The sequence below is a fragment of the Streptomyces sp. NRRL F-5650 genome (genome assembly GCF_000721365.1).
Taxonomy (GTDB): Bacteria; Actinomycetota; Actinomycetes; order Streptomycetales; family Streptomycetaceae; genus Streptomyces; species Streptomyces ardesiacus.
Window position 1 is genome coordinate 51,162 of the sequence record NZ_JOGV01000020.1, and the last position, 24,553, is coordinate 75,714.

At 73.9% G+C, this 24,553-nt stretch carries 20 protein-coding genes and 1 riboswitch; of the genes, 13 read left to right on the plus strand and 7 right to left on the minus strand.

Annotated features, from left to right (window positions below; genetic code table 11):
- Nucleotides 1–13 precede the first annotated feature (13 nt).
- A riboswitch (cobalamin riboswitch) is annotated at nt 14–199 on the minus strand.
- A 72-nt stretch (nt 200–271) separates the two neighbouring features.
- Both IG88_RS0119505 and IG88_RS0119510 read right to left on the minus strand, forming a co-directional pair.
- Entirely contained in the window at nt 272–886 is a 615-nt protein-coding gene (locus IG88_RS0119505; protein WP_107452225.1) for a potassium channel family protein, read from the minus strand.
- Nucleotides 883–2,226, minus strand: a complete 1,344-nt coding sequence (locus tag IG88_RS0119510; RefSeq protein ID WP_031042575.1) for a chloride channel protein — start codon at nt 2,224–2,226, stop codon at nt 883–885. The genes IG88_RS0119505 and IG88_RS0119510 overlap by 4 nt, the downstream gene beginning before the upstream one ends.
- A 319-nt stretch (nt 2,227–2,545) precedes the next feature.
- Between IG88_RS0119510 and IG88_RS0119515 the strand changes: the two genes are divergently transcribed.
- The gene (locus IG88_RS0119515) at nt 2,546–3,010 is read left to right on the plus strand and encodes a DUF7144 family membrane protein (protein WP_031042578.1); all 465 of its coding nucleotides are present in this window, start codon (nt 2,546–2,548) and stop codon (nt 3,008–3,010) included.
- 36 nt (nt 3,011–3,046) lie between these two features.
- On the opposite strand, the gene IG88_RS0119520 is transcribed toward IG88_RS0119515, so the two are convergent.
- Nucleotides 3,047–6,178 carry an FAD-binding and (Fe-S)-binding domain-containing protein gene (locus IG88_RS0119520; RefSeq protein WP_031042581.1) on the minus strand — a complete coding sequence of 1,044 codons (3,132 nt, stop codon included), beginning with the start codon at nt 6,176–6,178 and terminating at the stop codon, nt 3,047–3,049.
- 209 nt (nt 6,179–6,387) lie between these two features.
- On the opposite strand from IG88_RS0119520, the gene IG88_RS0119525 reads away from it, so the two are divergent.
- From IG88_RS0119525 to IG88_RS0119555, 7 genes are all read left to right on the plus strand, one after another.
- Nucleotides 6,388–6,780 carry a cell division protein SepF gene (locus IG88_RS0119525; protein WP_031042584.1) on the plus strand — a complete coding sequence of 131 codons (393 nt, stop codon included), beginning with the start codon at nt 6,388–6,390 and terminating at the stop codon, nt 6,778–6,780.
- A gap of 95 nt (nt 6,781–6,875) precedes the next feature.
- Nucleotides 6,876–8,141, plus strand: a complete 1,266-nt coding sequence (locus tag IG88_RS0119530) for a hypothetical protein (RefSeq protein WP_031042586.1) — start codon at nt 6,876–6,878, stop codon at nt 8,139–8,141.
- Nucleotides 8,122–8,484, plus strand: coding sequence for a nucleotide pyrophosphohydrolase (locus IG88_RS0119535; RefSeq protein WP_031042589.1), 363 nt, complete (start codon nt 8,122–8,124; stop codon nt 8,482–8,484). The genes IG88_RS0119530 and IG88_RS0119535 overlap by 20 nt, the downstream gene beginning before the upstream one ends.
- A 182-nt stretch (nt 8,485–8,666) precedes the next feature.
- Nucleotides 8,667–9,137, plus strand: a complete 471-nt coding sequence (locus IG88_RS0119540) for a DUF6099 family protein (protein WP_031042591.1) — start codon at nt 8,667–8,669, stop codon at nt 9,135–9,137.
- An 83-nt stretch (nt 9,138–9,220) separates the two neighbouring features.
- The gene (locus IG88_RS0119545; RefSeq protein ID WP_031042594.1) at nt 9,221–10,144 is read left to right on the plus strand and encodes an LLM class F420-dependent oxidoreductase; all 924 of its coding nucleotides are present in this window, start codon (nt 9,221–9,223) and stop codon (nt 10,142–10,144) included.
- 164 nt (nt 10,145–10,308) lie between these two features.
- Complete coding sequence (locus IG88_RS0119550; RefSeq protein WP_031042598.1) at nt 10,309–11,787, plus strand: 3' terminal RNA ribose 2'-O-methyltransferase Hen1; 1,479 nt, start codon at nt 10,309–10,311, stop codon at nt 11,785–11,787.
- Nucleotides 11,784–14,342, plus strand: a complete 2,559-nt coding sequence (locus IG88_RS0119555) for a polynucleotide kinase-phosphatase (protein ID WP_051851963.1) — start codon at nt 11,784–11,786, stop codon at nt 14,340–14,342. Before IG88_RS0119550 ends, IG88_RS0119555 begins: the two co-directional genes overlap by 4 nt.
- A gap of 3 nt (nt 14,343–14,345) precedes the next feature.
- Here IG88_RS0119555 and IG88_RS38780 read toward each other — a convergent pair whose 3' ends face one another.
- Together IG88_RS38780 and IG88_RS44970 are read right to left on the minus strand one after the other, a co-directional pair.
- Nucleotides 14,346–15,245, minus strand: coding sequence for a cation:proton antiporter (locus IG88_RS38780; protein ID WP_267884660.1), 900 nt, complete (start codon nt 15,243–15,245; stop codon nt 14,346–14,348).
- Nucleotides 15,246–15,256: 11 nt separating this feature from the next.
- Entirely contained in the window at nt 15,257–15,667 is a 411-nt protein-coding gene (locus IG88_RS44970; protein WP_267884661.1) for a cation:proton antiporter, read from the minus strand.
- Between the two features lie 289 nt (nt 15,668–15,956).
- On the opposite strand from IG88_RS44970, the gene IG88_RS0119565 reads away from it, so the two are divergent.
- From IG88_RS0119565 to IG88_RS0119575, 3 genes are all read left to right on the plus strand, one after another.
- Nucleotides 15,957–17,180, plus strand: a complete 1,224-nt coding sequence (locus tag IG88_RS0119565) for an arginine deiminase (RefSeq protein ID WP_031042603.1) — start codon at nt 15,957–15,959, stop codon at nt 17,178–17,180.
- A 65-nt stretch (nt 17,181–17,245) separates the two neighbouring features.
- Entirely contained in the window at nt 17,246–18,253 is a 1,008-nt protein-coding gene (argF, locus tag IG88_RS0119570) for an ornithine carbamoyltransferase (protein ID WP_031042605.1), read from the plus strand.
- Nucleotides 18,254–18,383: 130 nt separating this feature from the next.
- Nucleotides 18,384–19,820 (plus strand): amino acid permease, encoded by a 1,437-nt coding sequence (locus tag IG88_RS0119575; RefSeq protein WP_031042608.1) that lies wholly within the window; start codon nt 18,384–18,386, stop codon nt 19,818–19,820.
- Here the strand turns inward: IG88_RS0119575 and IG88_RS0119580 are convergent.
- Nucleotides 19,780–20,220: an ATP-binding protein gene (locus tag IG88_RS0119580; RefSeq protein WP_031042611.1), complete on the minus strand. Its 441-nt coding sequence runs from the start codon at nt 20,218–20,220 to the stop codon at nt 19,780–19,782. The genes IG88_RS0119575 and IG88_RS0119580 overlap by 41 nt on opposite strands.
- A gap of 184 nt (nt 20,221–20,404) precedes the next feature.
- On the opposite strand from IG88_RS0119580, the gene IG88_RS0119585 reads away from it, so the two are divergent.
- Both IG88_RS0119585 and IG88_RS0119590 read left to right on the plus strand, forming a co-directional pair.
- Nucleotides 20,405–21,232, plus strand: a complete 828-nt coding sequence (locus IG88_RS0119585) for an enoyl-CoA hydratase family protein (RefSeq protein ID WP_031042615.1) — start codon at nt 20,405–20,407, stop codon at nt 21,230–21,232.
- A 5-nt stretch (nt 21,233–21,237) separates the two neighbouring features.
- On the plus strand, nt 21,238–23,643 hold the full coding sequence (locus IG88_RS0119590) for a bifunctional salicylyl-CoA 5-hydroxylase/oxidoreductase (RefSeq protein ID WP_031042618.1): 2,406 nt from the start codon (nt 21,238–21,240) through the stop codon (nt 23,641–23,643).
- Here IG88_RS0119590 and IG88_RS0119595 read toward each other — a convergent pair.
- A complete protein-coding gene (locus tag IG88_RS0119595; RefSeq protein ID WP_031042620.1) occupies nt 23,631–24,542 on the minus strand; it encodes a sulfotransferase family protein in 912 nt (303 codons plus the stop codon). The two genes, IG88_RS0119590 and IG88_RS0119595, sit on opposite strands and share 13 nt — an antisense overlap.
- Between the last annotated feature and the right edge of the window lie 11 nt (nt 24,543–24,553).

A 24,553-nucleotide genomic window follows, 5' to 3' on the forward strand; every position in this document is an offset into this window, starting at 1 on the left:
TCCAGCACCTCGTGGATGGACGACGCGCCTTGGCCGGTCTCCTGGCTTACGGGTACCACCGCCCGTGCTCCGCCTTCCCGGACCGCAAGCGATCCAGTGGCTGCCCGTGAGGGCCGGAGCCGGACTTCCCGATTCACAGTGGCGAGGGCCGCACCGGCATCACACCGGTTTCCCGTTCACCAAGGCGTGGCGACAGTAGTGCGCACCCGGGGGTGCGCACAAGCGGGCCTCCGGCCCCCGCAGGCGCCCCCGCCCGGCGCCTCGGGGCATGTCAACGTGACCGGTTCCGCTCGGGGCGCCGGACCACCATGTCCCGCATCCGGGTGGTCAGCGCGGTCGCGGCGGCGGTCAGGAAGACGAAGCTGTACGTGATCTGGAGGACGGCCACGACGCGCGCGGCCTGGCCCTGCGGGGTGATGTCGCCGTACCCGACGGTGGCGAGTGTCACCACCGTGAAGTAGAGCGCGTCGATCTTGGTGTGCAGCCCGCTGAACTCGCCGGGCTGCTTCGCGAGGGCGTAGTACCCGGCCGAGAAGACGTGCACGGACAGGACGATCAGCAGGGAGATGACCACCCCGGGCCGGGTGTCGGGACGGTTGAGGAGGACGTGCCGGATCTGCCGGAGCAGCGCCACGGCCACCGCGGTGAGCAGCACGGCGAACAGCGCCCAGCTCAGTACGGGCCGCTGCGGGCCCAGTTGGTCCAGGGGAAGCAGGAAGTAGGCCACGACCACGGCGGCCGCGATCCCGGTCCGGACGAGCCAGGGCCGGACGGCGGCCCACCCGGCGGCCCACCCGGTGCGGCGGGGTACGCCGCCGTCGTGGGCCGGGCCGGCCGGCTCCGGGGGCGTGGGGTCCGGGGGCGTGGCGTCCGTCCGGCCGGTCATCGCTGCGCCCCCGTCGCCGGTGCCTTCTCCGGGTCCGTCCCGTCCCGGCGCACCAGTTGGGCCACGACGAAGGAGACGACCGACGCCATGACGATCAGCGGCATCTGGTCGTGGGAGTCCCGGCCCATCAGCAGCACCGCCAGGACCGCGCTGGCCAGCGGCAGCCCGGTCACCGCCGCCGCCGCGGCCGAGATGCCGAGGGCGAGGGCCGGGGTCACGCCGAACCCGGGCAGCCCGGAGCAGGCCAGGGCGGTCGCCGCGCCCAGCAGCACGGACGGGAAGATCGGGCCGCCGCGCAGGGACCCCAGCGCGATGCCCCAGGCCAGCCCCTTGCACGCGACCAGCGCGACGAGCGCCCCCACGGACCAGGCGTGCGGGTGCGCGGCGAGCTGGGCGAGGGCGGCCTGGCCGGACAGCGCGGCCTCGGCCGGGTCGCGGCCCGTGATCAGCGCGTACGCGGAGACGCAGACGCCGACCGCGGCGGCGCAGGCGACGGTGCGGGCGGCGGTGCGCTGCCGCGTCCAGGTGACGGTGCGGCGGCCCAGCGCGCGGGCCAGCGTGACCAGGACGGCGACGAGGGCGGCCGTGGGCAGCCCCCACAGGAAGTCGCCCGCGTCGGGCCCGGCCTGCGGCGGCAGGTCGGGCAGGGACAGCGCGCCGATCTTCAGCCCCGTCCACTGCCCGAAGCCGGTGAAGACCAGCGCGCCCGTCGCGCTGGCCAGCAGACAGGGCAGCAGCAGGGCGACCAGTTGGGTCCCGGCCAGCCCCGCCCCCTCGATGAGCAGGACCGCCGCCGCGATCGGGCCGCCGAGGATGGTGGAGATCGCGGCGGTCGAACCGGCCGTGGCGAGGATCGCGCTCGCCCGCTGGTCCACGCCCGTCCGCCGCCGCACCGCCAGCAGGGCGAGTCCGCTGCCGACGGCCATGAGGGGGGCCTCGGGGCCCAGCACCACGCCGAGCGGCAGTGTCGCCAGCGCGGCGAGCACCGCGCCGGGCAGGGCACGGGGGCCGACGGGCGCGCCGCCCAGGCCGTTCACCGGGAGGTGGCCGCCGCCGCCCGGCATCCGGGTCACGATCGGCGCCAGGAGCAGCCCGGCGAGCAGCAGTGCGGGCAGCGGCCACCACCACGGCGGGGTGCGGTAACCGACCGCCTCGGGCAGCGAGGTCCACACCCAGTGCTGCAACTCGTGCTGGAGCCCGACGAAGAAGAAGCAGGCCAGTGAGACGGGAACACCCAGCAGCACGCAGAGCAGCAACAGCCGCCGGTATCCGGGGCTGAGCAGCGTCTGCCGCAGCGACTGCTCGGCCCGCTGCGGCTCGGCGTCGGCGGGCGCGGTCACGGAACCCGCGCGTGCGGCCCGCGCCGGGACAGCGGTCCCCGCCGGGACAGTGGCCGACTCGTCACGCGCCCTCCTTCTTCCGCACCGGCTCCCGCCTGCGCCTGCGCCCACGCCCCGTCGGTCACCCGTGGTCGCCGGTGGCCCCAGTCAACGTGAGTCCGCGGGCACCCGCACGCGCACGGCCGGTGCGTGGTTCACCCGTTCGGCGGGCCCGCGTGGCCGGGGCGCCCCGACGCCCGCAGGCTCGAACAGACCTGTCGGCGCCCTTCGCGCCGGTGGGGAGTTGCCCCGCACGGGGGACACAGAAAGGACTCCGCTCATGAGCCAGCACGCCGAATCCCCTTCCGGCCGGCCGTCGCACGGCGGCGACCCCTCCTGGGCCCGGCGTCCGGACGACCGCACCAGCGGCTGGGTGACCGGCGGTGTCGTCTTCGCGGGCGTCCTGCTCCTGCTGAGCGGCGCCCTCACCATCCTGCAGGGCATCGCGGCCATCGCCGAGAACGACGTGTACGCCCACATCGGCGCCTACGTCTACAAGATGAACCTCACCGGCTGGGGGATCGTCCACGTCGTCCTCGGCGCCCTCGTGCTCGTCACCGGGTACGGCCTGCTCAAGGACATGACCTGGGCGCGCATCACGGGCATCGTCCTCGCCTCGCTGAGCCTGGTCGCCCAGTTCCTGTTCCTGCCGTACTCGCCCGTCTGGTCCGTGGTCATGATGGCGATCGACGTGTTCGTCATCTGGGCCCTGGCCAGCCGGCAGGAGCACGCGTCCCGCGTCTGACGCCCCGTCCCCCGGCCCGGCGGCCGGGGGTGGGGCTCAGCGGCGGCGCAGGCTCCGGGCCAGGACCGTCGCCGCGCCCGCCGTACCCAGTGCGGCGGCCGCCGTGCCCGCGAGGGCCAGGACCCGGGCCCGGCGGCCCGGGACCGCCGGACGGGCGCCCGGCGCGGTGCCGTACGCGCTGCCCGCGGCCCCGGGGCCGCCCGGCAGGGCCGAGGCCAGCAGCTCCGCGAGGTGCACGCCCTCGTGGCCGCCGCTGTCGAACTCGTGGATCTGGGTGCGGCAACTGAACCCGTCCGCGAGGACGACGGTCGACTCGTCCGCCGCCCGCAGCCGGGGCAGCAGCACCCGCTCCGCGCACGCCTCGCTGACGTCCAGGTGACCGCGCTCGAAGCCGAAGTTGCCGGCCAGCCCGCAGCAGCCGGAGTCCAGCCGCCGCGCGTCCACACCGGCCCGGCGCAGCAGCTCCCGGTCCGCCTCCCAGCCCAGTACCGCGTGCTGGTGGCAGTGCACCTGGGCCAGCGCACGCGCGGACCGCTCGGGCACCTTCGGCGGCTCGTAGCCGGGGGAGTGCTCGGTGAGCAGTTCCGCGAGGGTCACCGTCTGCCCGGCCAGCCGCAGCACGTCCTGGTCGCCGGGGAAGAGTTCCGCCGCGTCCGCCCGGAACACGGCCGTGCAGCTCGGCTCCAGCGCCACGACCAGCCCGCCGGCGCGGACGTGCCCGGCCAGGGCGCGCACGGTCCGGGTGAGGACCTTCTCCGCCGTGCCGAGCTGCCCCGTGGAGATCCAGGTCAGTCCGCAGCACACCGGCTCCTCGGGCAACCGCACCCGCCAGCCCGCGTGTTCGAGGACCCGTACGGCCGCCCGCCCGATGTGCGGGTGGAAGTGGTTGGTGAAGGTGTCCGGCCACAGCAGCACGGTCCCGCGGTGCCCGTCGCCCTCCGGCTCGTGGTCCGCGAACCACTGCTCGAACGTCCGCTCCGCGAACAGCGGCACCTCCCGGTCCGCCACCCCCGCCGCCCACACCGCCGCCCGCGACAGCAGCGGGGCGTGGGTGAGCGCGTTGACGACCGGCCCCAGCCGGGTGCGGCCCACCACCCGGGCAAGGGCCGGCAGCCAGCCCATCGACCAGTCCGAACGCGGCCTGCGCCACGGCCGGCCCGCGTAGTGGTGGGAGAGGAACTCCGCCTTGTAGGTGGCCATGTCCACGTCCGCCGGGCAGTCCTTCTTGCAGCCCTTGCAGGCCAGGCACAGATCGAGGGCGTCCTTGACCGCCTCCGAGCGCCAGCCGTCCCGGATCGCGCCGTCCCCGTGCCCGTCGAGCATCTCGAACAGCAGCCGGGCCCGCCCCCGGGTCGAGTGCTCCTCCTCCCGGGTCACCTGGTACGACGGGCACATCACCGTGCCGTCGCTGGTGTGCTGGCGGCACTTGCCGACGCCCACGCAGCGGTTGGCCGCCTGCGCGAACGAACCCCCGTCGTGCGGGAACCGGAAGTGCAGGTCCCGCGGTTCGAACGGGGCCCAGTCACCGCCGAGGCGCAGATTCTCGTCCAGCCCGTACGGCGCGACGACCTTCCCCGGATTCATCCGGTTCTCCGGGTCGAAGACGGCCTTGAGCCGCCCGAACGCCTCCACCAGCCGGTTCCCGAACATCCGGGAGAGCAGCTCGCCCCGGCTCTGCCCGTCCCCGTGCTCGCCGGAGAGCGAGCCGCCGAACTCGACCACGAGGTCGGCCGCCCGCTCCATGAACCTCCGGTACGCCGCCACCCCGTCGGCGGTGTACAGGTCGAACGGGATCCGGGTGTGCACGCAGCCCTGCCCGAAGTGGCCGTACAGGCTCGGACCGGTGTCGCTCAGGTACCCGAACTCCTCGAACAGGGCGCGCAGCCGGCGCAGGTAGTCGCCCAGCCGGCCGGGGGAGACCGCCGAGTCCTCCCAGCCCTCGAAGGTGTCGGGCCTGCCGGGGATGTGCGCGGTGGCGCCGAGCCCGGCCTCCCGGACCTGCCACAGGTCCTGTTCGTGCGACGGGTCGTCCAGGAACGCGCAGTCGGCCTCGTGCTCGGAGCGGTGCACGGCCTCCAGCAGCCGGTGCGCCCGGGCGTCGGCCTCCTCGACGGTGTCCCCTCCGAACTGCACCATCAGGTAGGCGTTGCCCTCCGGCATCTGGGCCAGCGCCTTCGGGTTGAGGTGCTTGATGCGTTCGTCGCGGACCAGCCGGGCGTCGACGCCCTCCAGCGCGATCGGCTCGTGCGGCAGGATGTCGGGCACCGCGTCGGCGGCCTTGTCGATGCTGTCGAAGCCCAGCACCAGCAGGGAGCGCTCCTTCACCACCGGCACCAGTTCCAGCTCCGCCCGCAGGACGGTGACCAGCGTCGACTCGCTGCCCACCAGCAGCCCGGCCACGTCGAAGCCGTACTCCGGCAGCAGCGAGTCCAGGTTGTAGCCCGAGACCCGGCGCGGAACGTCGGGGAACCGGCGGCGGATCTCGTCCCCGTAGGCGTCCCGCAGCGCGCGCAGCCGCCGGTAGACGGTCGCCCGCAGATCGCCCTGCCGCTCGATCTCGGCGTACTCCTCGTCGCCGGTCTCCCCGCACCAGAAGCGGGTGCCGTCGTACAGCAGCACCTCCAGGCGGGCGATGTTGTCCACGACCTTGCCGTGCGCCTGGGCGGTGGCGCCGCAGGAGTTGTTGCCGATCATGCCGCCGAGGGTGCAGTTGGCGTGCGTGGCGGGCTCGGGACCGTAGCGCAGGCCGTACGGCGCGAGCTGCCGGTTCAGGTCGTCCAGCACGATCCCGGGCTGGACGACGCAGGTGCGGGCGTCGGCGTCCACCGACTCCACCCGCGTGCAGTACTTCGACCAGTCGAGGACCACACCCGCGTTGGTGCACTGCCCGGCCAGGCTCGTCCCGCCGCCGCGCGAGAGCACGGGCGCCCCGAACTCCCGCGCCACGGCCACCGCCTCGGCACCCGCCTCCGGGGTGCGCGGCACGACGACGCCGAGGGGCGTCTGCCGGAAGTTCGAGGCGTCCGTGGAGTAGGCGGCCCGGCTCCCGGCGTCGAAGCGGACCTCCCCGTCCACCCGGCCGAGCAGGGCCGCCCGCAGTGCGGCGGTGTCGACGGGCGCAGGTGCCCCCTCGCGCGTGACGGGCTCGGGCAGATCCAGCGCACCCATGGGCACTCCTCCGTGTGACGGTGTACGTCCGCCGGTGCACCAGTGGCACCCGCCAGGGCGCGGCGGCCGTCGCTGAGTACCCCGCCCGGCGCCCCGCAACCACCGGACACGGAGCGTCGCCAACCGTGTCGCTGTTGGGCCGAACGGGTGACTTGGCGTAAGAATTGGCTGGTGCACGCAATGAAGGCGAGTGGAATCGGGGGGAGCCGGTGAACAGCCACGACGTCACCGATGAACAGTGGGAAGGGCTCGCCCAGGTCGTTCCCTTGCGCGGACGCGATGCCTGGCCCTCGTCCGTCGGCCACCGGGCGATGCCCGAGGCGGAGACGGAGCGGCGCCGCCGGTTCGTCGTGCTGCGGGTCAACGTGTTCGCGGACGCCCGGGAGGTCGCCGAGACCCTGATGTCGGGCATCCCGGTCCTCCTGGACCTGACCAGTGCCGAGGGCGAGGTCGCCAAGCGGGTCCTGGACTTCAGCACCGGCGTCGTCTTCGGCCTGGCCAGCGGGATGCACCGGGTCGACCGCAACGTCTTCCTGCTGACGCCGGCGGGGACCGAGGTGAACGGCCTGATGGAGGGCGCGGTGGGGGTTCCCGGAATGTGACGGCCCGCCCCGGCCCGGGCGTCCAGGTCCCCCGATCGTAGGAAAGCCGTCCCGGCAAAACGGTTCGCCGCCCGACGGAGTCCTACGGTCCGCATATGGCAGCGTCACCTGCGTCCTCCCCGTCACCGCCCTCCTCCGGCTTACCCGGGCCCTCCGCGCCGGAGGCGTCCGCCGTGGCGCTCGCCGGCCGTCCCCGCGTCACCCAGTTGAGGCTGGCCGCCTACGCCGGGCACCGGCGCGCGGTGCTGCGGCTCGGCCCGCTCACCCTGCTCGCCGGGCCCAGCGGCAGCGGCAAGACCAGCGCGCTCAGGGCCTACGACGCCCTGGCCCGGCTCGGCGGCGGCGCGGAACTCGCCGCGGTGTTCCCGGACCCGGGAGCGTGCGTGCCCGAGCGGTCCCGGCCCGACGCGCAGCGCCGCCGGGGCTTCCGCATCGGCTGCACGGCCGACGGGGCCGAGGGGCCGGTGCACCTGGACGTCGCCGTGCAGGCCGAGCCCGAACTGCGCATCGTGGGGGAGCGGTTGTCGGCCGACGGTGTCGTGCTCCTGGAGACGGCCCTGCGCGACCCGGGCCGCCGCACCGTGCAGGCGGCCTGGCACACCGCCGGGTCGGCGCCCGTCACCCGCGCCCCCCTGCCCGACGACCGCCTCGGCACACCGCTGCTGCCCCTGCGGGTGGCCGGCAAGACGGACGGGCAGCGCAGGGTGCTGGCGGCGGCCGAGCAGATGGTGGTGGCCCTGCGCTCCGTCTTCGCCTGCGACCCGCGGCCCGGCCGGATGCGCGAGCCCGTGCCCAGCGGCTCCGGGCGGCTGCTCGGCGGCTGCGACAACCTCGCCGACGTGCTGTGGCGCACCCGCGCCGAGTGCGGCCGGCGGCACGCCCAGTTCGTCGCGGCGGTGCGCACCGGATGCGCGGGCGCCGTCGAGGACGTCCTGGCCGAACCGGACCTCGGCGGCGTGGTCCGGGCGCTGATCGACCGGGGCGACGGCACCCGCACCGGCCTCGCCCGCCTCGGCTACGGCGAACTGCGCTACCTCGCCCTCACGCTGGTGCTGTTCACCGGCCCCGGCGTGCTGGAGGCCGACCCGGCCGGGGAGGTGCCCGCCGCGCTGCGGACGCTCACCGTCCTCGCCGACGGCTTCGACCGCGGGCTGGACCCGCACCAGCGCGCCGAACTGCTCCGTCTCGCGGCGCGGATGTGCGACCGGGGGCACATCGGCTTCGTCGGGGCGGTCGCCGACGCGTCGTGGGCGGCGGGCGCGGTCGAGGAGGCGGGGACGTCGGGCGGGGACGGGACGGACGGGGACGGGACGGGCCGCGTGACGGTGGTACACCTGGACCGTGACCGATCAACCCCGTGACCTCGCGGCCCTGCGGAGCAGACTGGCCGAGTTCGCCGCCGCCCGCGACTGGCAGCCGTACCACACCCCCAAGAACCTGGCCGCGGCCCTCAGCGTGGAGGCCGCCGAACTCCTGGAGATCTTCCAGTGGCTGACCCCGGAGCAGTCGGCCCGCGTGATGACCGACCCGGACACCGCCCACCGGGTGCGGGACGAGGTCGCCGACGTTCTGGCGTACCTGCTCCAGTTCTGCGAGGTGCTCGGCGTCGACCCGCTGGCCGCGCTCGCGGCGAAGATCGAGCGGAACGAGTCCCGGTTCCCCGTGCCGGGCGGGTCCCCGGCGGAGGGCGGACCGGAAGGCTGAGCCGGAGGAGTCAACCACTCCGTTATTACTCTCCGCAGTCGTTATCCGGCCAGAATTCACCGCGGTGTCCGAAGATTTCCGCCTTCCTCTGGCTTTTCGTCCCACACACCTTCACTCTGGGTAGTGGACAACGGAGTTCGGGCGGACGCGCCACGGGCGCGTCGGACAGACGGGGGCAGCGCATGGACGCTGTTCGGCTCATCGTGACGAGTGGGCGTGCCCTGGCCGCCGGCGGCGAGGTGCCGGAGGTCCTCACGGAGGTGTGGCAGGTGCAGGCCCTGGCCCAGGCGATCGGCAGTCGGCTGGCGGTCCACGGACCGCCCGAACTGCGGGGCGAGGCCATCGGGTTGACCGAGCTGGCGGGCCGCGGCTGCGGGGTGCTGCACACCCCGGCGCTGGCCCCGGGTGAGCTGCGCGCCGCCCAGCTCACCGAACTGGGCGACGCCCGGCAGGCCCTGATGCGCCTGGGCACCCTGCTCGGCGAGACCGGCATCGCGCTGGTGGGCGTCGCCTGCGCCGCCGCCGACGAGGCGACGTACTGGCAGTGCATGGAGGCCATCGACGCGGCCGACGAGTCCCGCGACCGGGTCCTGGAGATGCTGCGCAAACTGGCGGACCGCGAGGCGCACTTACCGGAGCGGGAGGCGGGTTAGGGCACCCCCCGGGCCCCGCGTCCCGCGCGCCGCGTGTTGGAGCCTGTGCCGGACACCCGCGCCGAGCAGGCAGGATGGAGGGCATGGATCTCCGTATCTTCACCGAGCCCCAGCAGGGGGCGACCTACGACACCTTGCTCACGGTGGCCAAGGCCACCGAGGACCTGGGCTTCGACGCCTTCTTCCGCAGCGACCACTACCTCCGCATGGGCGCCGTGGACGGCCTCCCCGGCCCCACCGACGCCTGGATCACCCTGGCCGGTCTCGCCCGCGAGACCAAGCGCATCCGCCTGGGCACCCTCATGACCGCCGGCACCTTCCGGCTGCCCGGCGTCCTCGCCATCCAGGTCGCCCAGGTCGACCAGATGTCGGGCGGCCGCATCGAGCTGGGCCTGGGCTCCGGCTGGTTCGAGGAGGAGCACAAGGCGTACGGCATCCCCTTCCCCAAGGAGAAGATGGGCCGCCTGGAGGAGCAACTGGCGATCGTCACCGGCCTGTGGGCCACCGAGACCGGCAAGACCTTCGACTTCCACGGCACCTTCTACGACCTGACCGACTCGCCCGCGCTGCCCAAGCCCGCGCAGGCCAAGGTGCCGGTGCTCATCGGCGGTCACGGCGCCACCCGCACCCCGCGGCTGGCCGGCCAGTACGCCGACGAGTTCAACATGCCGTTCGCCTCCATCGAGGACACCGAGCGCCAGTTCGGCCGGGTACGGGCCGCCGCCGAGGCGGCCGGCCGCGCGGCCGACGCCCTCACCTACTCCAACGCGCTGGTCGCCTGCGTCGGCAAGGACGACGCCGAGGTCGCCCGCCGCGCCGCCGTGATCGGCCGCGAGGTCGAGGAGCTGAAGGCCAACGGCCTCGCCGGCTCCCCCGCCGAGGTCGTCGACAAGATCGGCCGCTACGCCGAGGCCGGCGCCCAGCGGATCTACTTCCAGATCCTCGACCTCCACGACCTGGACCACCTGGAGCTGATCGCGTCCCAGGTCCAGTCGCAGCTTTCCTGACGCGCCGGCAGCGCGGCGGCGAATAACCGAAGGCGCCGGTCACCCGCCCTGTGCGATCGTGTGACCGTCGTTCCGCCGGAGCCCCCGGGGTACCGCCCCGGGGGCTCTCGCGCGCACGGCGCCCGCATGTGTCCGTCGCACCGCCGACCCGGCCGGAGAGGCCCATGTTCCTGACCGTCACCACCACCGGTACCCCCGAGCACCCCGCGACCGATCTCGGTTTCCTGCTGCACAAGCATCCCGGCAGGGCGCAGGCGTTCTCCACCTCCTTCGGCACGGCCCACGTGCTCTACCCCGAGGCGGAGGAGCAGCGCTGCACGGCGGCCCTGCTGCTGGAGGTCGACCCGGTGGCGCTGGTCAGGCGGGGCAAGGGCAAGGGCCGCGGCGGCGCCCCCGACGCCGCCCTCGCGCAGTACGTCAACGACCGCCCGTACGCGGCCTCGTCCCTGCTGGCCGTGGCGCTGAGCAACGTGTTCTCCAGCGCGATGCGCGGCGTGTGCAAGGCCCGCCCCGAGCGCGCCGCCCGGCCGCTCCCGCTGCGCGTCGAGATCCCGGCGCTGCCCGCCAGAGGCGGCCCGGACCTCGTGCGCCGCCTCTTCGAGCCGCTCGGCTGGACGGTCGCTGCCGAGGCGGTGCCGCTGGACACCGAGTTCCCCGAGTGGGGCGACTCCCGCTACGTCCGGCTCGTGCTGGAGTCCGGGACGCTCACCCTCTCCGGCGCCCTGCGCCACCTGTACGTCCTCCTCCCGGTGCTCGACGACGCCAAGCACTACTGGGTCTCGCCGGACGAGGTCGACAAGCTGATGCGGGCCGGTGAGGGCTGGCTGCCGGGCCACCCCGAGCAGAAGCTGATCACCAGCCGCTACCTCTCCCGCCGCTGGTCCCTGACCCGCGAGGCGATGGACCGGCTGGAGCTGATCCGGCTGGCCGAGAGCGACGACAGCGAGGTCGAGGAGATCGACAACGCCGTCGAGGCGGAGGCCGAGCAGGAGGCGAGGCCCACCCCGCTCGCCGTGCGGCGCCGCGAGGCGATCCTCACGGCGCTGCGCGAGCACGCCGCCGCCCGCGTCCTCGACCTCGGCTGCGGCGAGGGGCACCTGGTGCGCGAGCTGCTCAAGGAGCCGCGCTGCACCGAGATCGTCGGCGTGGACGTGTCGGTGCGCGCCCTCACCATCGCCTCCCGGCGGCTCAAGCTGGACCGCATGGGCGAGCGGCAGGCCGCCCGCGTCCAGCTCCTCCAGGGCTCCCTCGCCTACACCGACAAGCGCCTCAAGGGCTACGACGCCGCCGTGCTGAGCGAGGTGATCGAGCACGTCGACCTGCCGAGGCTGCCCGCCCTGGAGTACGCCGTCTTCGGCTCGGCCCGCCCCCGCACCGTCGTCGTGACCACGCCCAACGCCGAGTACAACGTGCGCTGGGAGACCCTCCCGGCCGGTCACGTCCGCCACCGCGACCACCGCTTCGAGTGGACCCGCCAGGAGTTCCGCGCCTGGGCCGGCCGGGTCGCCGAACGGCACGGCTACGCCGTGGAGTTCCGCCCCGTCGGCGACGACGACCCCGAGGTGGGCCCGCCCACCCAGCTCGCCCTGTTCACCCTGACCACCCCCGCGACCGCGACCGAGAAGGAGGCGAAGGCCGCATGAGCACCACCGGCAGCAGCCACACCCCCGTGCGGGCCCGCGCCCTGCCCGTCACCGACCTCTCCCTCGTCGTGCTGATCGGCGCCTCCGGCTCCGGCAAGTCCACCTTCGCTGCGCGCCACTTCGTGCCGACCGAGGTCATCTCCTCCGACTTCTGCCGGGGCCTGGTCGCCGACGACGAGAACGACCAGAGCGCCAGCCGCGACGCCTTCGACGTCCTGCACTACATCGCCGGCAAGCGGCTCGCCGCCGGCCGCCGCACCGTCGTCGACGCGACCAACGTGCAGCAGGACGCCCGGCGTCAACTGATCGACCTGGCCCGCGAACACGACGTGCTGCCCGTCGCCATCGTCCTGGACGTGCCCGAGCAGGTCTGCGCCGAGCGCAACGCCGGGCGCGCCGACCGCGCCGACATGCCCCGCCGCGTCGTCCAGCGCCACACCCGTGAACTCCGCCGCTCCCTGCGCCACCTGGAGCGCGAGGGCTTCCGCAAGGTGCACGTGCTGCGCGGCGTCGCGGAGGTCGAGCACGCCACCGTCGTCACCGAGAAGCGGTTCAACGACCTCACCCACCTCACCGGCCCCTTCGACATCGTCGGCGACGTCCACGGCTGCGCCGCCGAGCTGGAGACGCTGCTCACCAAGCTCGGCTACACCGACGGCGTCCACCCCGGGGGCCGCACCGCCGTCTTCGTCGGCGACCTCGTCGACCGCGGCCCGGACAGCCCCGGCGTGCTCCGCCGCGTGATGTCCATGGTCAAGTCGGGCAACGCCCTGTGCGTACCGGGCAACCACGAGAACAAGTACGGCCGCCACCTGAAGGGCCGCAAGGTCCAGCTCACCCACGGACTCGCCGAGACCGTCGCGCAGATGGAGCGGGAGAGCGAGGAGTTCCGCGCCGAGGTGCGGGAGTTCGTCGACGGCCTGGTCAGCCACTACGTCCTCGACGGCGGCCGGCTGGTGGTCTGCCACGCCGGTCTGCCCGAGAAGTACCACGGCCGCACCTCCGGGCGGGTCCGCAGCCACGCCCTGTACGGCGAGACCACCGGCGAGACCGACGAGTTCGGGCTGCCCGTGCGCCACCCGTGGGCCGAGGACTACCGGGGCCGCGCGGCGGTCGTCTACGGACACACCCCGGTGCCGGAGGCCACCTGGCTGAACAACACCATCTGCCTGGACACCGGCGCCGTCTTCGGCGGCAGGCTCACCGCGCTGCGCTGGCCCGAGCGGGAGATCGTCGACGTACCGGCCGAGCGGGTCTGGTACGAGCCGGTCAAGCCGCTGCGCACCGAGGCGCCCGGCGGCCACGACGGCCGCCCGCTGGACCTGGCCGACGTCCGGGGGCGCCGGGTGGTGGAGACCCGGCACGCCGGGCGGATCACCGTACGCGAGGAGAACGGGGCGGCGGCCCTGGAGGTCATGAGCCGCTTCGCCACCGACCCGCGCCTGCTGCCGTACCTCCCGCCGACCATGGCACCGACCGCCACCTCCGGCGTGGACGGCTACCTGGAGCACCCGAAGGAGGCCTTCGCGCAGTACGCGGCGGACGGCGTCGCGCGGGTCGTGTGCGAGGAGAAGCACATGGGGTCGCGGGCGGTCGTCCTGGTCTGCCGCGACGCGGAGGCGGCCCGCGCCCGCTTCGGCGTCGAGGGCGTCACGGGCTCCCTCTACACCCGTACCGGCCGTCCCTTCCTGGACGACGCGTCGGTCACCGAGGAGATCCTCGACCGGCTGCGCACCGCCGTCGGAGAGGCCGGCCTGTGGGACGAACTGGCCACGGACTGGCTGCTGCTGGACACCGAGCTGATGCCGTGGTCGCTCAAGGCGGCCGGGCTGCTGCGCTCCCAGTACGCCGCCGTGGGCGCCGCCTCCGCGGCCGTGTTCCCCGGCGTGCTGAGCGCGCTGGAGGGCGCCGCGGCGCGCGGCGTCGAGGTGCAGGACCTCCTCGGCCGCCAGCGCGCCAGGGCCGCCGACGCGGCCGCCTTCACCGACGCCTACCGCCGCTACTGCTGGCCCACCGACGGCCTGGACGGCGTCCGTCTGGCCCCGTTCCAGATCCTCGCCGTCCAGGGCCGAAGCCTCGCCGCGCTGCCGCACGACGAGCAGCTCGGGCTCGTCGACCGGCTCGTCGAGCACGACGGCAGCGGCCTGCTGCGGACCACCCGCCGGCTGTACGTCGACACCGGCGACCCCGAGTCGGTGGCGGCCGGGACCGACTGGTGGCTGGAGATGACCGGCCGCGGCGGCGAGGGCATGGTCGTCAAGCCTCTCGGCGCGCTGGTGCGCGACGGGAAGGGCCGTCTCGTGCAGCCCGGCATCAAGTGCCGGGGCCGGGAGTACCTGCGGATCGTCTACGGCCCCGAGTACACCCGCCCCGACAACCTCGCCCGCCTGCGGCACCGGTTCCTGAACCACAAGCGGTCCCTGGCGATCCGCGAGTACGCCCTCGGCCTGGAGGCCCTGGACCGCCTCGCGGACGGCGAGCCGCTGTGGCGGGTGCACGAGGCGGTGTTCGGGGTGCTGGCCCTGGAGTCGGAGCCGGTGGACCCCCGGCTGTGACCGTCACTCGCCCCGCCCCGGCCCCTCGACACCGCCCTCGGCCGCCGCGTACGGCTGCGGGGCGGTGGCGGGGACCGGCACCGCGGGGCGGTCGCGGGCCGCGAGGCGGCGGGTCAGCACGAGGAGCGGCTGGGTCAGCAGGGTGGTGGCGAGCGCCATGAACACCAGGACTGTGTAGAGCGGTGCGCTGACCAGCCCCGCCTCCAGCCCGGCGTTGAGGGCGATCAGCTCGGTCAGGCCCCGGGCGCTGAGCAGCACCCCGACGGTACGGGCGTCGTGCCGGTCCAGGCCGCCGAGCCGGGCCGACACCAGCCCGCTGCCGACCTTCGTGGTGACCGCCAGCACCGTCACCGCCAGCAGCACCGCCCACCCGGTGCCGGACATGCTGTTCAGGGCCACGGACTGCCCCGAGAGGACGAAGAAGAACGGCAGCAGCAGAGAGCTGACCTCGTGCAGCGGGCGCAGCAGGTCCGGGTCCAGGGTGCCGCCCTCCTCCCGGGGCGTCACCAGCCCCGCGAGCAGCGCCCCGAAGATCACGTGCAGTCCGAGCCAGTGCGTCACCCAGGCCGACCCGAGGGCGAAGCCGATGAGCAGCGCCAGCCGCAGCGAGGGCTCCAGTCGCGTGCGCCACAGCAGCCGGCGCAGCACCGGCCGGGCGGCGAGCGCCATGACGGTGACGAAGCCGACGGCGAGTGCCGCGCGCCAGGGCCAGGCCAACGCCGCCTCGCCCGCGCCGCTGTTGAGCATCGTGCCCGCCAGCACCGTCCAGCACACGGCGTCGAGGATCCCGGCCGCCGAGACCGCCACCACCCCGGGCACGGTGCGGGTGAGACCGTTCTCCCGCACGATCGCGGTCAGCACCGGCACCGCCGTTATCGACAGGGCGATGCCCGCGAACACCACCGCGGCGGGCGTCAGTTCCCGCCCGCCCCCAGATCGCGCAACGTGTCACGGAAGAGCAGGGCGGCGCCGCACCCCACCGCCATCGGCACCACGAACGAGGCCAGCGCCACGGTCACCGAGACGCGCGCCCGGTCACCGAGGATCTTCAGATCCAGCTCGTACCCCACCGCGAACAGGAACACCACCAGGGAGAACTGGGAGAACCCGGTCAGCGCCGGGCCGATGGCCGCCGGGAAGAGGTCGTCGTAGGCCCGGGGGGCGAGGGCGCCGAGGAGGGAGGGGCCGAGGGCGATGCCCGCCGCCAACTGGCCCACGATGTAGGGCTGCCCGAGCCGCCGGGCCAGCCCGCCGCCCGCGTGCGCGGCGACCAGGATCAGAGCCGATGCGCCCACGAGGTGGGCGATCAACGCGTCAGGACTCAAGGTGTCTCCGCACGCTCCGGGGTCCGGTGCCGTCCCCGGCGTGAGCCGGCCGGCACTGCCAACCTCCACAGGATGGGCGCGGCCCCGCGTCGCATCGCAGGTCGTACACCGGACCCGGACCGGGGCACGGGAAGCACGCGAGGCGGTCGCCCCCGCCCCGTGCCCCGGCACGCGCACCGCGGGCCTCGTTGCGACCGAAGGGCGCCTTGCGCCCGGGGCGTGGGCGCCGGAGCGCCCGGGGTGCGCGAAAGCGGGGGTGAACGGGCGCCGGAGTGGTCAGGATGAGGACATGGGATTCCACGTCGACTCCGAAGCCGGGCGGCTCACCCGCGTCATCCTGCACCGGCCGGATCTCGAGCTCAAAAGGCTCACCCCCAGCAACAAGGACGCCCTTCTCTTCGACGACGTGCTGTGGGTGCGCCGGGCGCGCGCCGAGCACGACGGGTTCGCCGACGTGCTCCGCGACCGCGGGGTGGCGGTGCACCTCTTCGGCGACCTGCTCACCGAGACCCTGGACGTCCCGGCCGCCCGGCGGCTGGTCCTGGACCGGGTCTTCGACGAGAAGGAGTACGGGGTGCTGGCCACGGACCACCTCCGGGCCGCCTTCGAGAACCTGCCCGCCCCCGAGCTGGCCGAGTGGCTGGTCGGCGGCATGACCAAGCGGGAGTTCCTGGACGCGCACCAGGAACCGACCTCCGTGCGCTTCCACGCCATGGAACTGGACGACTTCCTGCTCGGGCCCCTGCCCAACCACCTCTTCACCCGGGACACCTCGGCCTGGATCTACGACGGCGTCTCCATCAACGCCATGCGGCTGCCCGCCCGGCAGCGCGAGACGGTCCACTTCGAGGCGATCTACCGGCACCACCCGCTCTTCCGCGACGAGACCTTCCACCTCTGGTCCGAGGGGCAGGCCGACTACCCCTCCACCATCGAGGGCGGCGACGTCCTGGTCATCGGCAACGGCGCCGTGCTCATCGGCATGAGCGAGCGCACCACGCCCCAGGCCGTGGAGATGCTCGCCCACAAGCTGTTCGCCGCCGGTTCCGCCCGGACGATCGTGGCCCTCGACATGCCCAAGCGGCGCGCCTTCATGCACCTGGACACGGTGATGACGATGGTCGACGGCGACACCTTCACCCAGTACGCCGGGCTCGGCATGCTGCGCTCCTACACCATCGAACCGGGCGCGGGGGAGAAGGACCTGAAGGTCACCGACCACCCGCCGGAGCACATGCACCGCGCGATGGCCGCGGCCCTGGGGCTCGGCGAGATCCGGGTCCTCACCGCGACCCAGGACGTCCACGCCGCCGAGCGCGAGCAGTGGGACGACGGGTGCAACGTCCTGGCCGTCGAGCCCGGCGTCGTCGTCGCCTACGAACGCAACGCCACCACCAACACCCACCTGCGCAAACAGGGCATCGAGGTGATCGAGATCCCGGGCAGCGAACTGGGCCGGGGCCGGGGCGGGCCGCGCTGCATGAGCTGCCCGGTGGAACGCGACGCCGTATAGAAATTCGGAATCTCGTATATAGTTCCATAGTCCCCGTACCCGTCCCGTCCCTCTGGAGCGCCCTCATGGCGACGATCCCGACCGCCCTCGCCGGCCGCCACCTCCTCAAGGAGCTCGATCTCACCGAGGAGGAGTTCCGCGGCCTGGTCGAGCTGGCCGCCGAGCTGAAGGCCGCCAAGCGGGCCGGGACCGAGACCCGGTACCTCACGGGCAAGAACATCGCCCTGATCTTCGAGAAGACCTCGACCCGCACCCGCTGCGCCTTCGAGGTCGCCGCCGCCGACCAGGGGGCCTCGACCACCTACCTCGACCCGGCGGGCTCGCAGATCGGCCACAAGGAGTCGGTCGAGGACACCGCCCGCGTCCTCGGGCGGATGTTCGACGCCATCGAGTACCGCGGCGACAGCCAGGCCAAGGTTGAGGAGCTGGCGGCCCGCGCCGGGGTCCCCGTCTACAACGGCCTGACCGACGACTGGCACCCCACCCAGATGCTGGCCGACGTGCTCACCATGACCGAGCACAGCGACCGCCCCCTGCGGGAGATCACCTTCGCCTACCTCGGCGACGCCCGCTTCAACATGGGCAACTCCTACCTGGTGACCGGCGCCCTGCTCGGCATGGACGTGCGCATCGTCGCCCCGAAGGCCTACTGGCCCGCCCAGGAGGTCGTCGACCGGGCGCACGAGCTGGCCGGCGCCAGCGGGGCGCGCATCACCCTCACCGAGACCGTGGCCGAGGGAGTGCGCGGCGCCGACTTCGTCGTCACCGACGTCTGGGTCTCCATGGGGGAGCCCAAGGAGGTCTGGGCGGAGCGGATCGAGGCCCTCGCGCCCTACGCCGTGACGATGGACGTGCTGCGCGCCACCGGCAACCCGGACGTCAAGTTCCTGCACTGCCTGCCCGCCTTCCACGACCTGGGCACCAAGGTCGGCCAGGAGATCTTCGAGACCTACGGGCTCGACTCCCTGGAGGTCACCGACGAGGTCTTCGAGTCCGCGCACTCGGTCGTCTTCGACGAGGCGGAGAACCGCCTGCACACCATCAAGGCCGTCCTCGTGGCCACCCTCGCCTGACTCCCGTCACGCGGCCTGCCCCACCGGGCCCTATGCTGACCGGCGGTTCCGGAGCCACCCCTTCCGGCGCCGCCGGCCGCGACCACCGTCGCGTCCCCCCACGCACCACCAGAAACGAGCACCACCCGCCATGCCCGTCTCCCGCGTCAAGTCCCCCCACCTGCTGGTCGCCGAATCCGGCGCCGACCGCGAAGGCCACGGCCTGAAGCGCACGATGGGCCTGTTCCAGCTCGTCTGCTTCGGCGTCGGCGCGATCGTCGGCACCGGCATCTTCGTCGGCCTGTCCGACTCCGTCGCCGAGGCCGGGCCGGCCGTCGTCGTCTCCTTCGTCCTGGCCGCGATCACCTGCGTGTTCACCGCGTTCTCCTTCGCCGAACTGGGCGGCGCGATCCCGGTCTCCGGCTCCTCGTACTCCTTCGCCTACGCCGGACTCGGCGAACGCACCGCCTTCCTCGTCGGCTGGTGCCTGCTCCTGGAGTACGGCGTGTCGGTCTCGGCGGTCGCCGTGGGCTGGAGCCAGTACGTCAACGAACTGCTCGACAGCGTCCTCGGCGTCCGGCTCCCGCACGTCCTCTCCGCGGGCCCCGGCGACGGCGGCGCCGTCAACCTCCCCGCGGTCGTCGTCATCGCCCTGGCCTGCGTGCTGCTGGTGCGCGGCGTGCGGGAGAGCGCCCGAGCCACGGCCGCCATGGCCGTCCTCAAGCTCGCCGTCCTGCTCGCCTTCTGCGCCATCGGCTTCTACGCCTTCCAGGACGGCAACCTGACCCCGTTCTCCCCGGCCGGCCTCGGCGGCATCGGCGCCGGGACCACGGCCGCCTTCTTCTCGTACATCGGCTTCGACGCGATCACCACGGCCGGCGAGGAGGCCAAGAACCCGCGCCGGGACATCCCCGTCGCCATCCTGGTCTGCATCGGCGTGGTCACCCTGCTGTACTGCGCGGTCGCCGTCGCCGCGATCGGCGCCGTCGGCGGCGACCAGGTCGGCGACCGGCCCGCCGCGCTCTCCTACGTCGTCGACCGGGTCACCGGCTCGGCGATCGGCGGCGGCGTGGTCGCCTTCGGCGCGGTCGTCGCCATCGCCTCGGTGGTGCTCGCCGTGATGTACGGCCAGACCCGCATCCTGATGTCGATGTCCCGGGACGGTCTGATCCCCCGGGTCTTCGAGAAGGTCTCCCCGCGCACCGCCACCCCCGTCGCCGGCACCCTGATCGTCGGCGTGGTCTTCGCCCTCCCGGCCGCCTTCGCCCCGCTCGACGCGGTGGTCAACCTGTGCACCATCGGCACCCTCGCCACCATGGCCGCCGTCAACGTCTCGGTGCTCACCCTGCGCCGCCGCGAACCGGACCTCGCCCGGCCCTTCCGCGTCCCGCTGTACCCGGCGACGCCCCTGCTCGGGATCGGCTTCTGCCTGTACCTGATGTACGAGACGGGCGGCGCCACCTGGCTGCAGTTCGCGGTGTTCCTCGCGGTGGGCCTGCTGGTGTACACGGCCTACGGGCGCCGGCACTCCCGCCTGGCCGCCGCCCTCAGTGCGGCCGGCGCTGAGCGGGCACCGCGGGGAGCCTGAACCAGACCGCCTTGCCCGCCCCGGTGGGCCGGTGGCCGCACGAGGAGCTGAGGGCGCGGATCAGCAGCAGACCGCGCCCGCCCTCGCACCACGGGTCGGGCGGCTCGACGTCCGGCCGGGTGAGGTCGGCGGGCGGCGACGGGTCCGGGTCGTGCACCTCGACCTGGCAGCCGGTCGGCCGCAGCTCCACCACCAGCTCGATCGGCGTCCGGCCGGCGGCGGTGTGCTCCACGGCGTTGGCGACCAGCTCCGCCGTGAGCAGCTCCGCGGTGTCGCCGTCGGCCGTGTGCTCCAGCTCGGCCAGGGCGTTGCGCACCAGGGCGCGCGCCACCGGCACCGCCGCGGCGGAGTGCGGCAGCGCGATGCGCCAGGAGGCGGGTGCGGGGGAGTGATCGTGCACGGCGGGTCCGTTTCGGGGAGCAGGGCGTCCTGTCCTGCTTTCAACCTTATGAATGGTACGGCGCCGCCCGGCAGAGCCGTTCGACGGGCACCCCCGGGACCTTCGGCCCTCGACACCGACGCCTAGCTCCGCCCTGTCGCGCACTCGTGACGACAGTCACAGAAGGGTGATAGCTTCGAGTGTCATGAGTCCCTTCACCGGCTCCGCCGCTCCCACCCCCGACTGGCGGCACCTGCGGGTCGAGACCACCGACGGCGTCGCCACCGTCACCCTCGCCCGCCCCGACCGGCTCAACGCCCTCACCTTCGAGGCCTACGCCGACCTGCGCGACCTGCTCGCCGAGCTGTCCCGCCGGCGTTCCGTGCGGGCCCTGGTGCTGGCCGGGGAAGGGCGCGGCTTCTGCTCCGGCGGCGACGTGGACGAGATCATCGGCGCCACCCTCTCCATGGACACCGCGGCGCTGCTCGACTTCAACCGGATGACGGGCCAGGTGGTGCGGGCGGTACGCGAGTGCCCGTTCCCGGTGATCGCCGCGCTGCACGGCGTCGCCGCCGGCGCGGGCGCCGTCCTCGCCCTGGCCGCCGACTTCCGCGTCGCCGACCCGTCCGCCCGCTTCGCCTTCCTCTTCACCCGCGTCGGCCTCTCCGGCGGCGACATGGGCGCCGCGTACCTGCTGCCCCGCGTCGTCGGTCTCGGCCACGCCACCCGCCTGCTGATGCTCGGCGAACCGGTGCGCGCCCCGGAGGCCGAGCGGATCGGCCTGATCAGCGAACTGACGGAGGAGGGCCGGGCCGACGAGGCCGCCCAGGCCCTCGCCCGCCGCCTGGCCGACGGCCCGGCCCTGGCCCACGCCCAGACCAAGGCCCTGCTCACGGCGGAACTGGACATGCCGCTGGCGGCGGCGGTGGAACTGGACGCGTCCACACAGGCCCTGCTGATGACGGGCGAGGACTACGCGGAGTTCCACGCGGCCTTCACGGAGAAGCGCCCCCCGAAGTGGCCAGGGAGGTAAGGGGGATGCCCTCGCCCCAGGGGAGTGCGGCCGGCCCGGGAGCGCGGGACCGCGTCGAGCAGCGGCTCCGCCGCGGGGCGCGACCGGCCCCCACGAACCCGCACCCGCCCGCGAAGACAAGCCGCGCCCTGCGCACCGCGATCATCGGCGGCGGCCCCGGCGGCCTCTACACCGCCGCCCTCCTCAAACGCCTCGCCCCCGGCCGCGAGGTCACCGTCTACGAACGCAACGCCCCCGACGACACCTTCGGCTTCGGCGTGGTCCTCTCCGACGAGACCCTCGGCGGCATCGAGCACGCCGACCCCGTCGTCCACGAGGCGCTCAAGGCGCACTTCGTCCGCTGGGACGACATCGACATCGTCCACCGGGGCATCCGCCACACCTCCCGAGGGCACCGCTTCGCCGCCCTCGGCCGCCGCCGCCTCCTCGGCATCCTGCACGACCGCTGCCGCGACCTCGGCGTGGACCTCCGCTTCCGCGCCGAGGCCCCGCCCCCCGAGCGGCTCGCGCGCACCCACGACCTGGTCGTGGCCGCCGACGGCGTGCACAGCGCCGTCCGCGAGGCCCACCGCGACGTCTTCCGGCCGCACGTCACCCCCCACCGCTGCCGCTACATCTGGCTCGCCGCCGACTTCGCCTTCGACGCCTTCCGCTTCGAGATCGCCGAGACGGAGCACGGCGTGATGCAACTGCACGGCTACCCCTACGCCCCCGACGCGTCGACCGTCATCGTCGAAATGCGCGAGGAGGTCTGGCGGGCGGCCGGTTTCGACGCGCTGGACGAAGCGGAGTCCACCGCCCGGTGCGCCAAGGTCTTCGCCGACGCCCTCGGCGGACGGCCGCTGCGCTCCAACAACTCGGCGTGGACCACCTTCCGCACGGTCGTCAACGAACGCTGGTCGCACGGCAACGTCGTCCTGCTCGGCGACGCCGCCCACACCGCCCACTTCTCCATCGGCTCCGGCACCAAACTCGCCGTGGAGGACGCCCTCGCGCTCGCCGCCTGCCTGGAGGAGCAGCCCACCCTCCGGGCGGCGCTCGGCGCCTACGAGGAGGAACGGCGCCCCGTCGTCGCCTCCACGCAGCGGGCGGCCCGGGCCAGCCTGGAGTGGTTCGAGGACCTGGACCGGTACCTGGACCAGCCGCCCCGCCGGTTCGCCTTCAACCTGCTCACCCGCAGCCGCCGCGTCACCCACGGCAACCTGCGGCTGCGCGACGCCGGCTTCACCGACTCCGTCGAGCGCGAGTTCGGCTGCCCGCCCGGCACACCCCCGATGTTCACACCGTTCCGGCTGCGCGGCCTGACCCTGCGCAACCGTGTCGTCGTCTCCGCGATGGACATGTACTCGGCCGACGACGGGGTCCCCGGCGACTTCCACCTGGTCCACCTGGGCGCCCGGGCCCTGGGCGGCGCCGCCCTGGTCATGACCGAGATGGTGTGCGTCAGCGCCGAGGGCCGCATCACCCCCGGCTGCACGGGCCTCTACACCGGCCGCCAGGGCGGGGCATGGCGGCGGATCACGGACTTCGTGCACGACAGCGCGCCCGGCACCGCGATCGGCGTGCAGCTCGGGCACAGCGGCCGCAAGGGCTCGACCCGGCTGATGTGGGAGGGCATGGACGAACCGCTGCCCGACGGCAACTGGCCCCTGGTGGCACCCTCCCCGCTGCCCTACCGGCCCGGCAGCCAGACCCCGCGCGAGCTGACCCGGGCCCAACTGACCGACGTACGGCAGCAGTTCCGGGCCGCGGCGGAGCGGGCCGCCCGCGCCGGATTCGACCTGCTCGAACTGCACTGCGCCCACGGCTACCTGCTCTCCGGCTTCCTCTCCCCGCTCACCAACCACCGCACCGACGCCTACGGCGGCTCACTGGAGCGGCGCCTGCGCTTCCCGCTGGAGGTCTTCGACGCCGTACGCGAGGTGTGGCCCGCCGAGCGGCCCATGACCGTACGCGTCTCCGCCACCGACTGGGCCGAGGGCGGCACCAGCGGCGAGGAGGCGGTGCGCATCGCCGGGGCCTTCGCCGCGCACGGTGCCGACGCGATCGACGTGTCCACGGGGCAGGTCGTCGCCGAGGAGCGGCCGGAGTTCGGCCGGTCGTACCAGACGCCGTACGCGGACCGCATCCGTCACGAGGCAGGCGTCCCGGTGATCGCGGTCGGCGCCATCTCCTCCTGGGACGACGTCAACTCGCTGATCCTGGCCGGACGCGCCGACCTGTGCGCGCTGGGCCGCCCGCACCTCTACGACCCGCACTGGACGCTGCACGCCGCCGCCGAACAGGGCTACGACGGACCGGGCGCCCCCTGGCCCGCGCCGTACCGGGCGGGCAGCCGCCCGCCGCGCACCGGACGCACCGACGCCCCCAGACCGAGGCTGACCCTGCACGGCCCGCGTCAGGACGGGTAGCCCCAGGCCGCGCACATCGGGCGCAGCCGCTCGGGGATCTCGTCGCGCGGGGGCAGGGCCCGCCCCGGCTGCACGGTGCCGGTGCGGATGTTCTCGCGCCAGTCGCCCAGACCCCTGACCAGCTCGGCGTCGCCCTTCTTGCCGTAGTGCAGCATCTGCGGCGCGTAGTCGACGCCGAGGTACGCGCACAGGCGGCGCATCTCGCGCTCGGGATCGGCGGTGATGTCCTCGTAGCGCACGGTGAAGCCGTCGGCGTCCGCCGCGCGGGCCTCCTCGACGGCCGTCATGTACCGCAGCACGTCCGTCACGGCCCTCTCGTGCGGCCGCTTGACGGGGTCGCTCTCGTGCCAGGACCGCGCGACCGACGCGGGGTGACGCAGCAGGAAGACGAAGCGGGCGTCGGGCCAGCAGTCCCTCAGGCGGTGGTACAGGTAGGCGTTGGCCGGTGTCTTCTCGACCACGAAGTCCTTGCCGGACCGGACGAGTTCACGGTGCAGGACGCGGTCCCACAGCAGGTGCTCCAGGTCGCCGCGGCGCAGGCCGAGTTCGCCCATCGCCCGCTCGGAGTGCCAGGTGGAGCAGGCGACCTCCAGCTTGCCGATGTGCAGTTCGTGCGGCGCGTGCAGCCGCGGGTGGGCGCCCGTCATCATCCGCAGCAGAGTGGAGCCGGAACGGATGGAGGAGATGATGAAGACGGGCCGCCGCAGCAGCCGTTCGGCCGGCTGTTCCTCGGCCGTCGGACATCGGTAGGCGGCCCCCGGCCGCGCCGCGGGCCCGGCGGCGGGGGACTCCGGGGTCGGCCTCCCCTTCGGTTTCCCCTTGGCCGCCTGGGGCGCTCTGCGGACCTGGAGGCCGGTGGCGGCGGTGAGGGCACGGTTCAGGTTGCGCGCGAGACTCATGCGTCCGCACG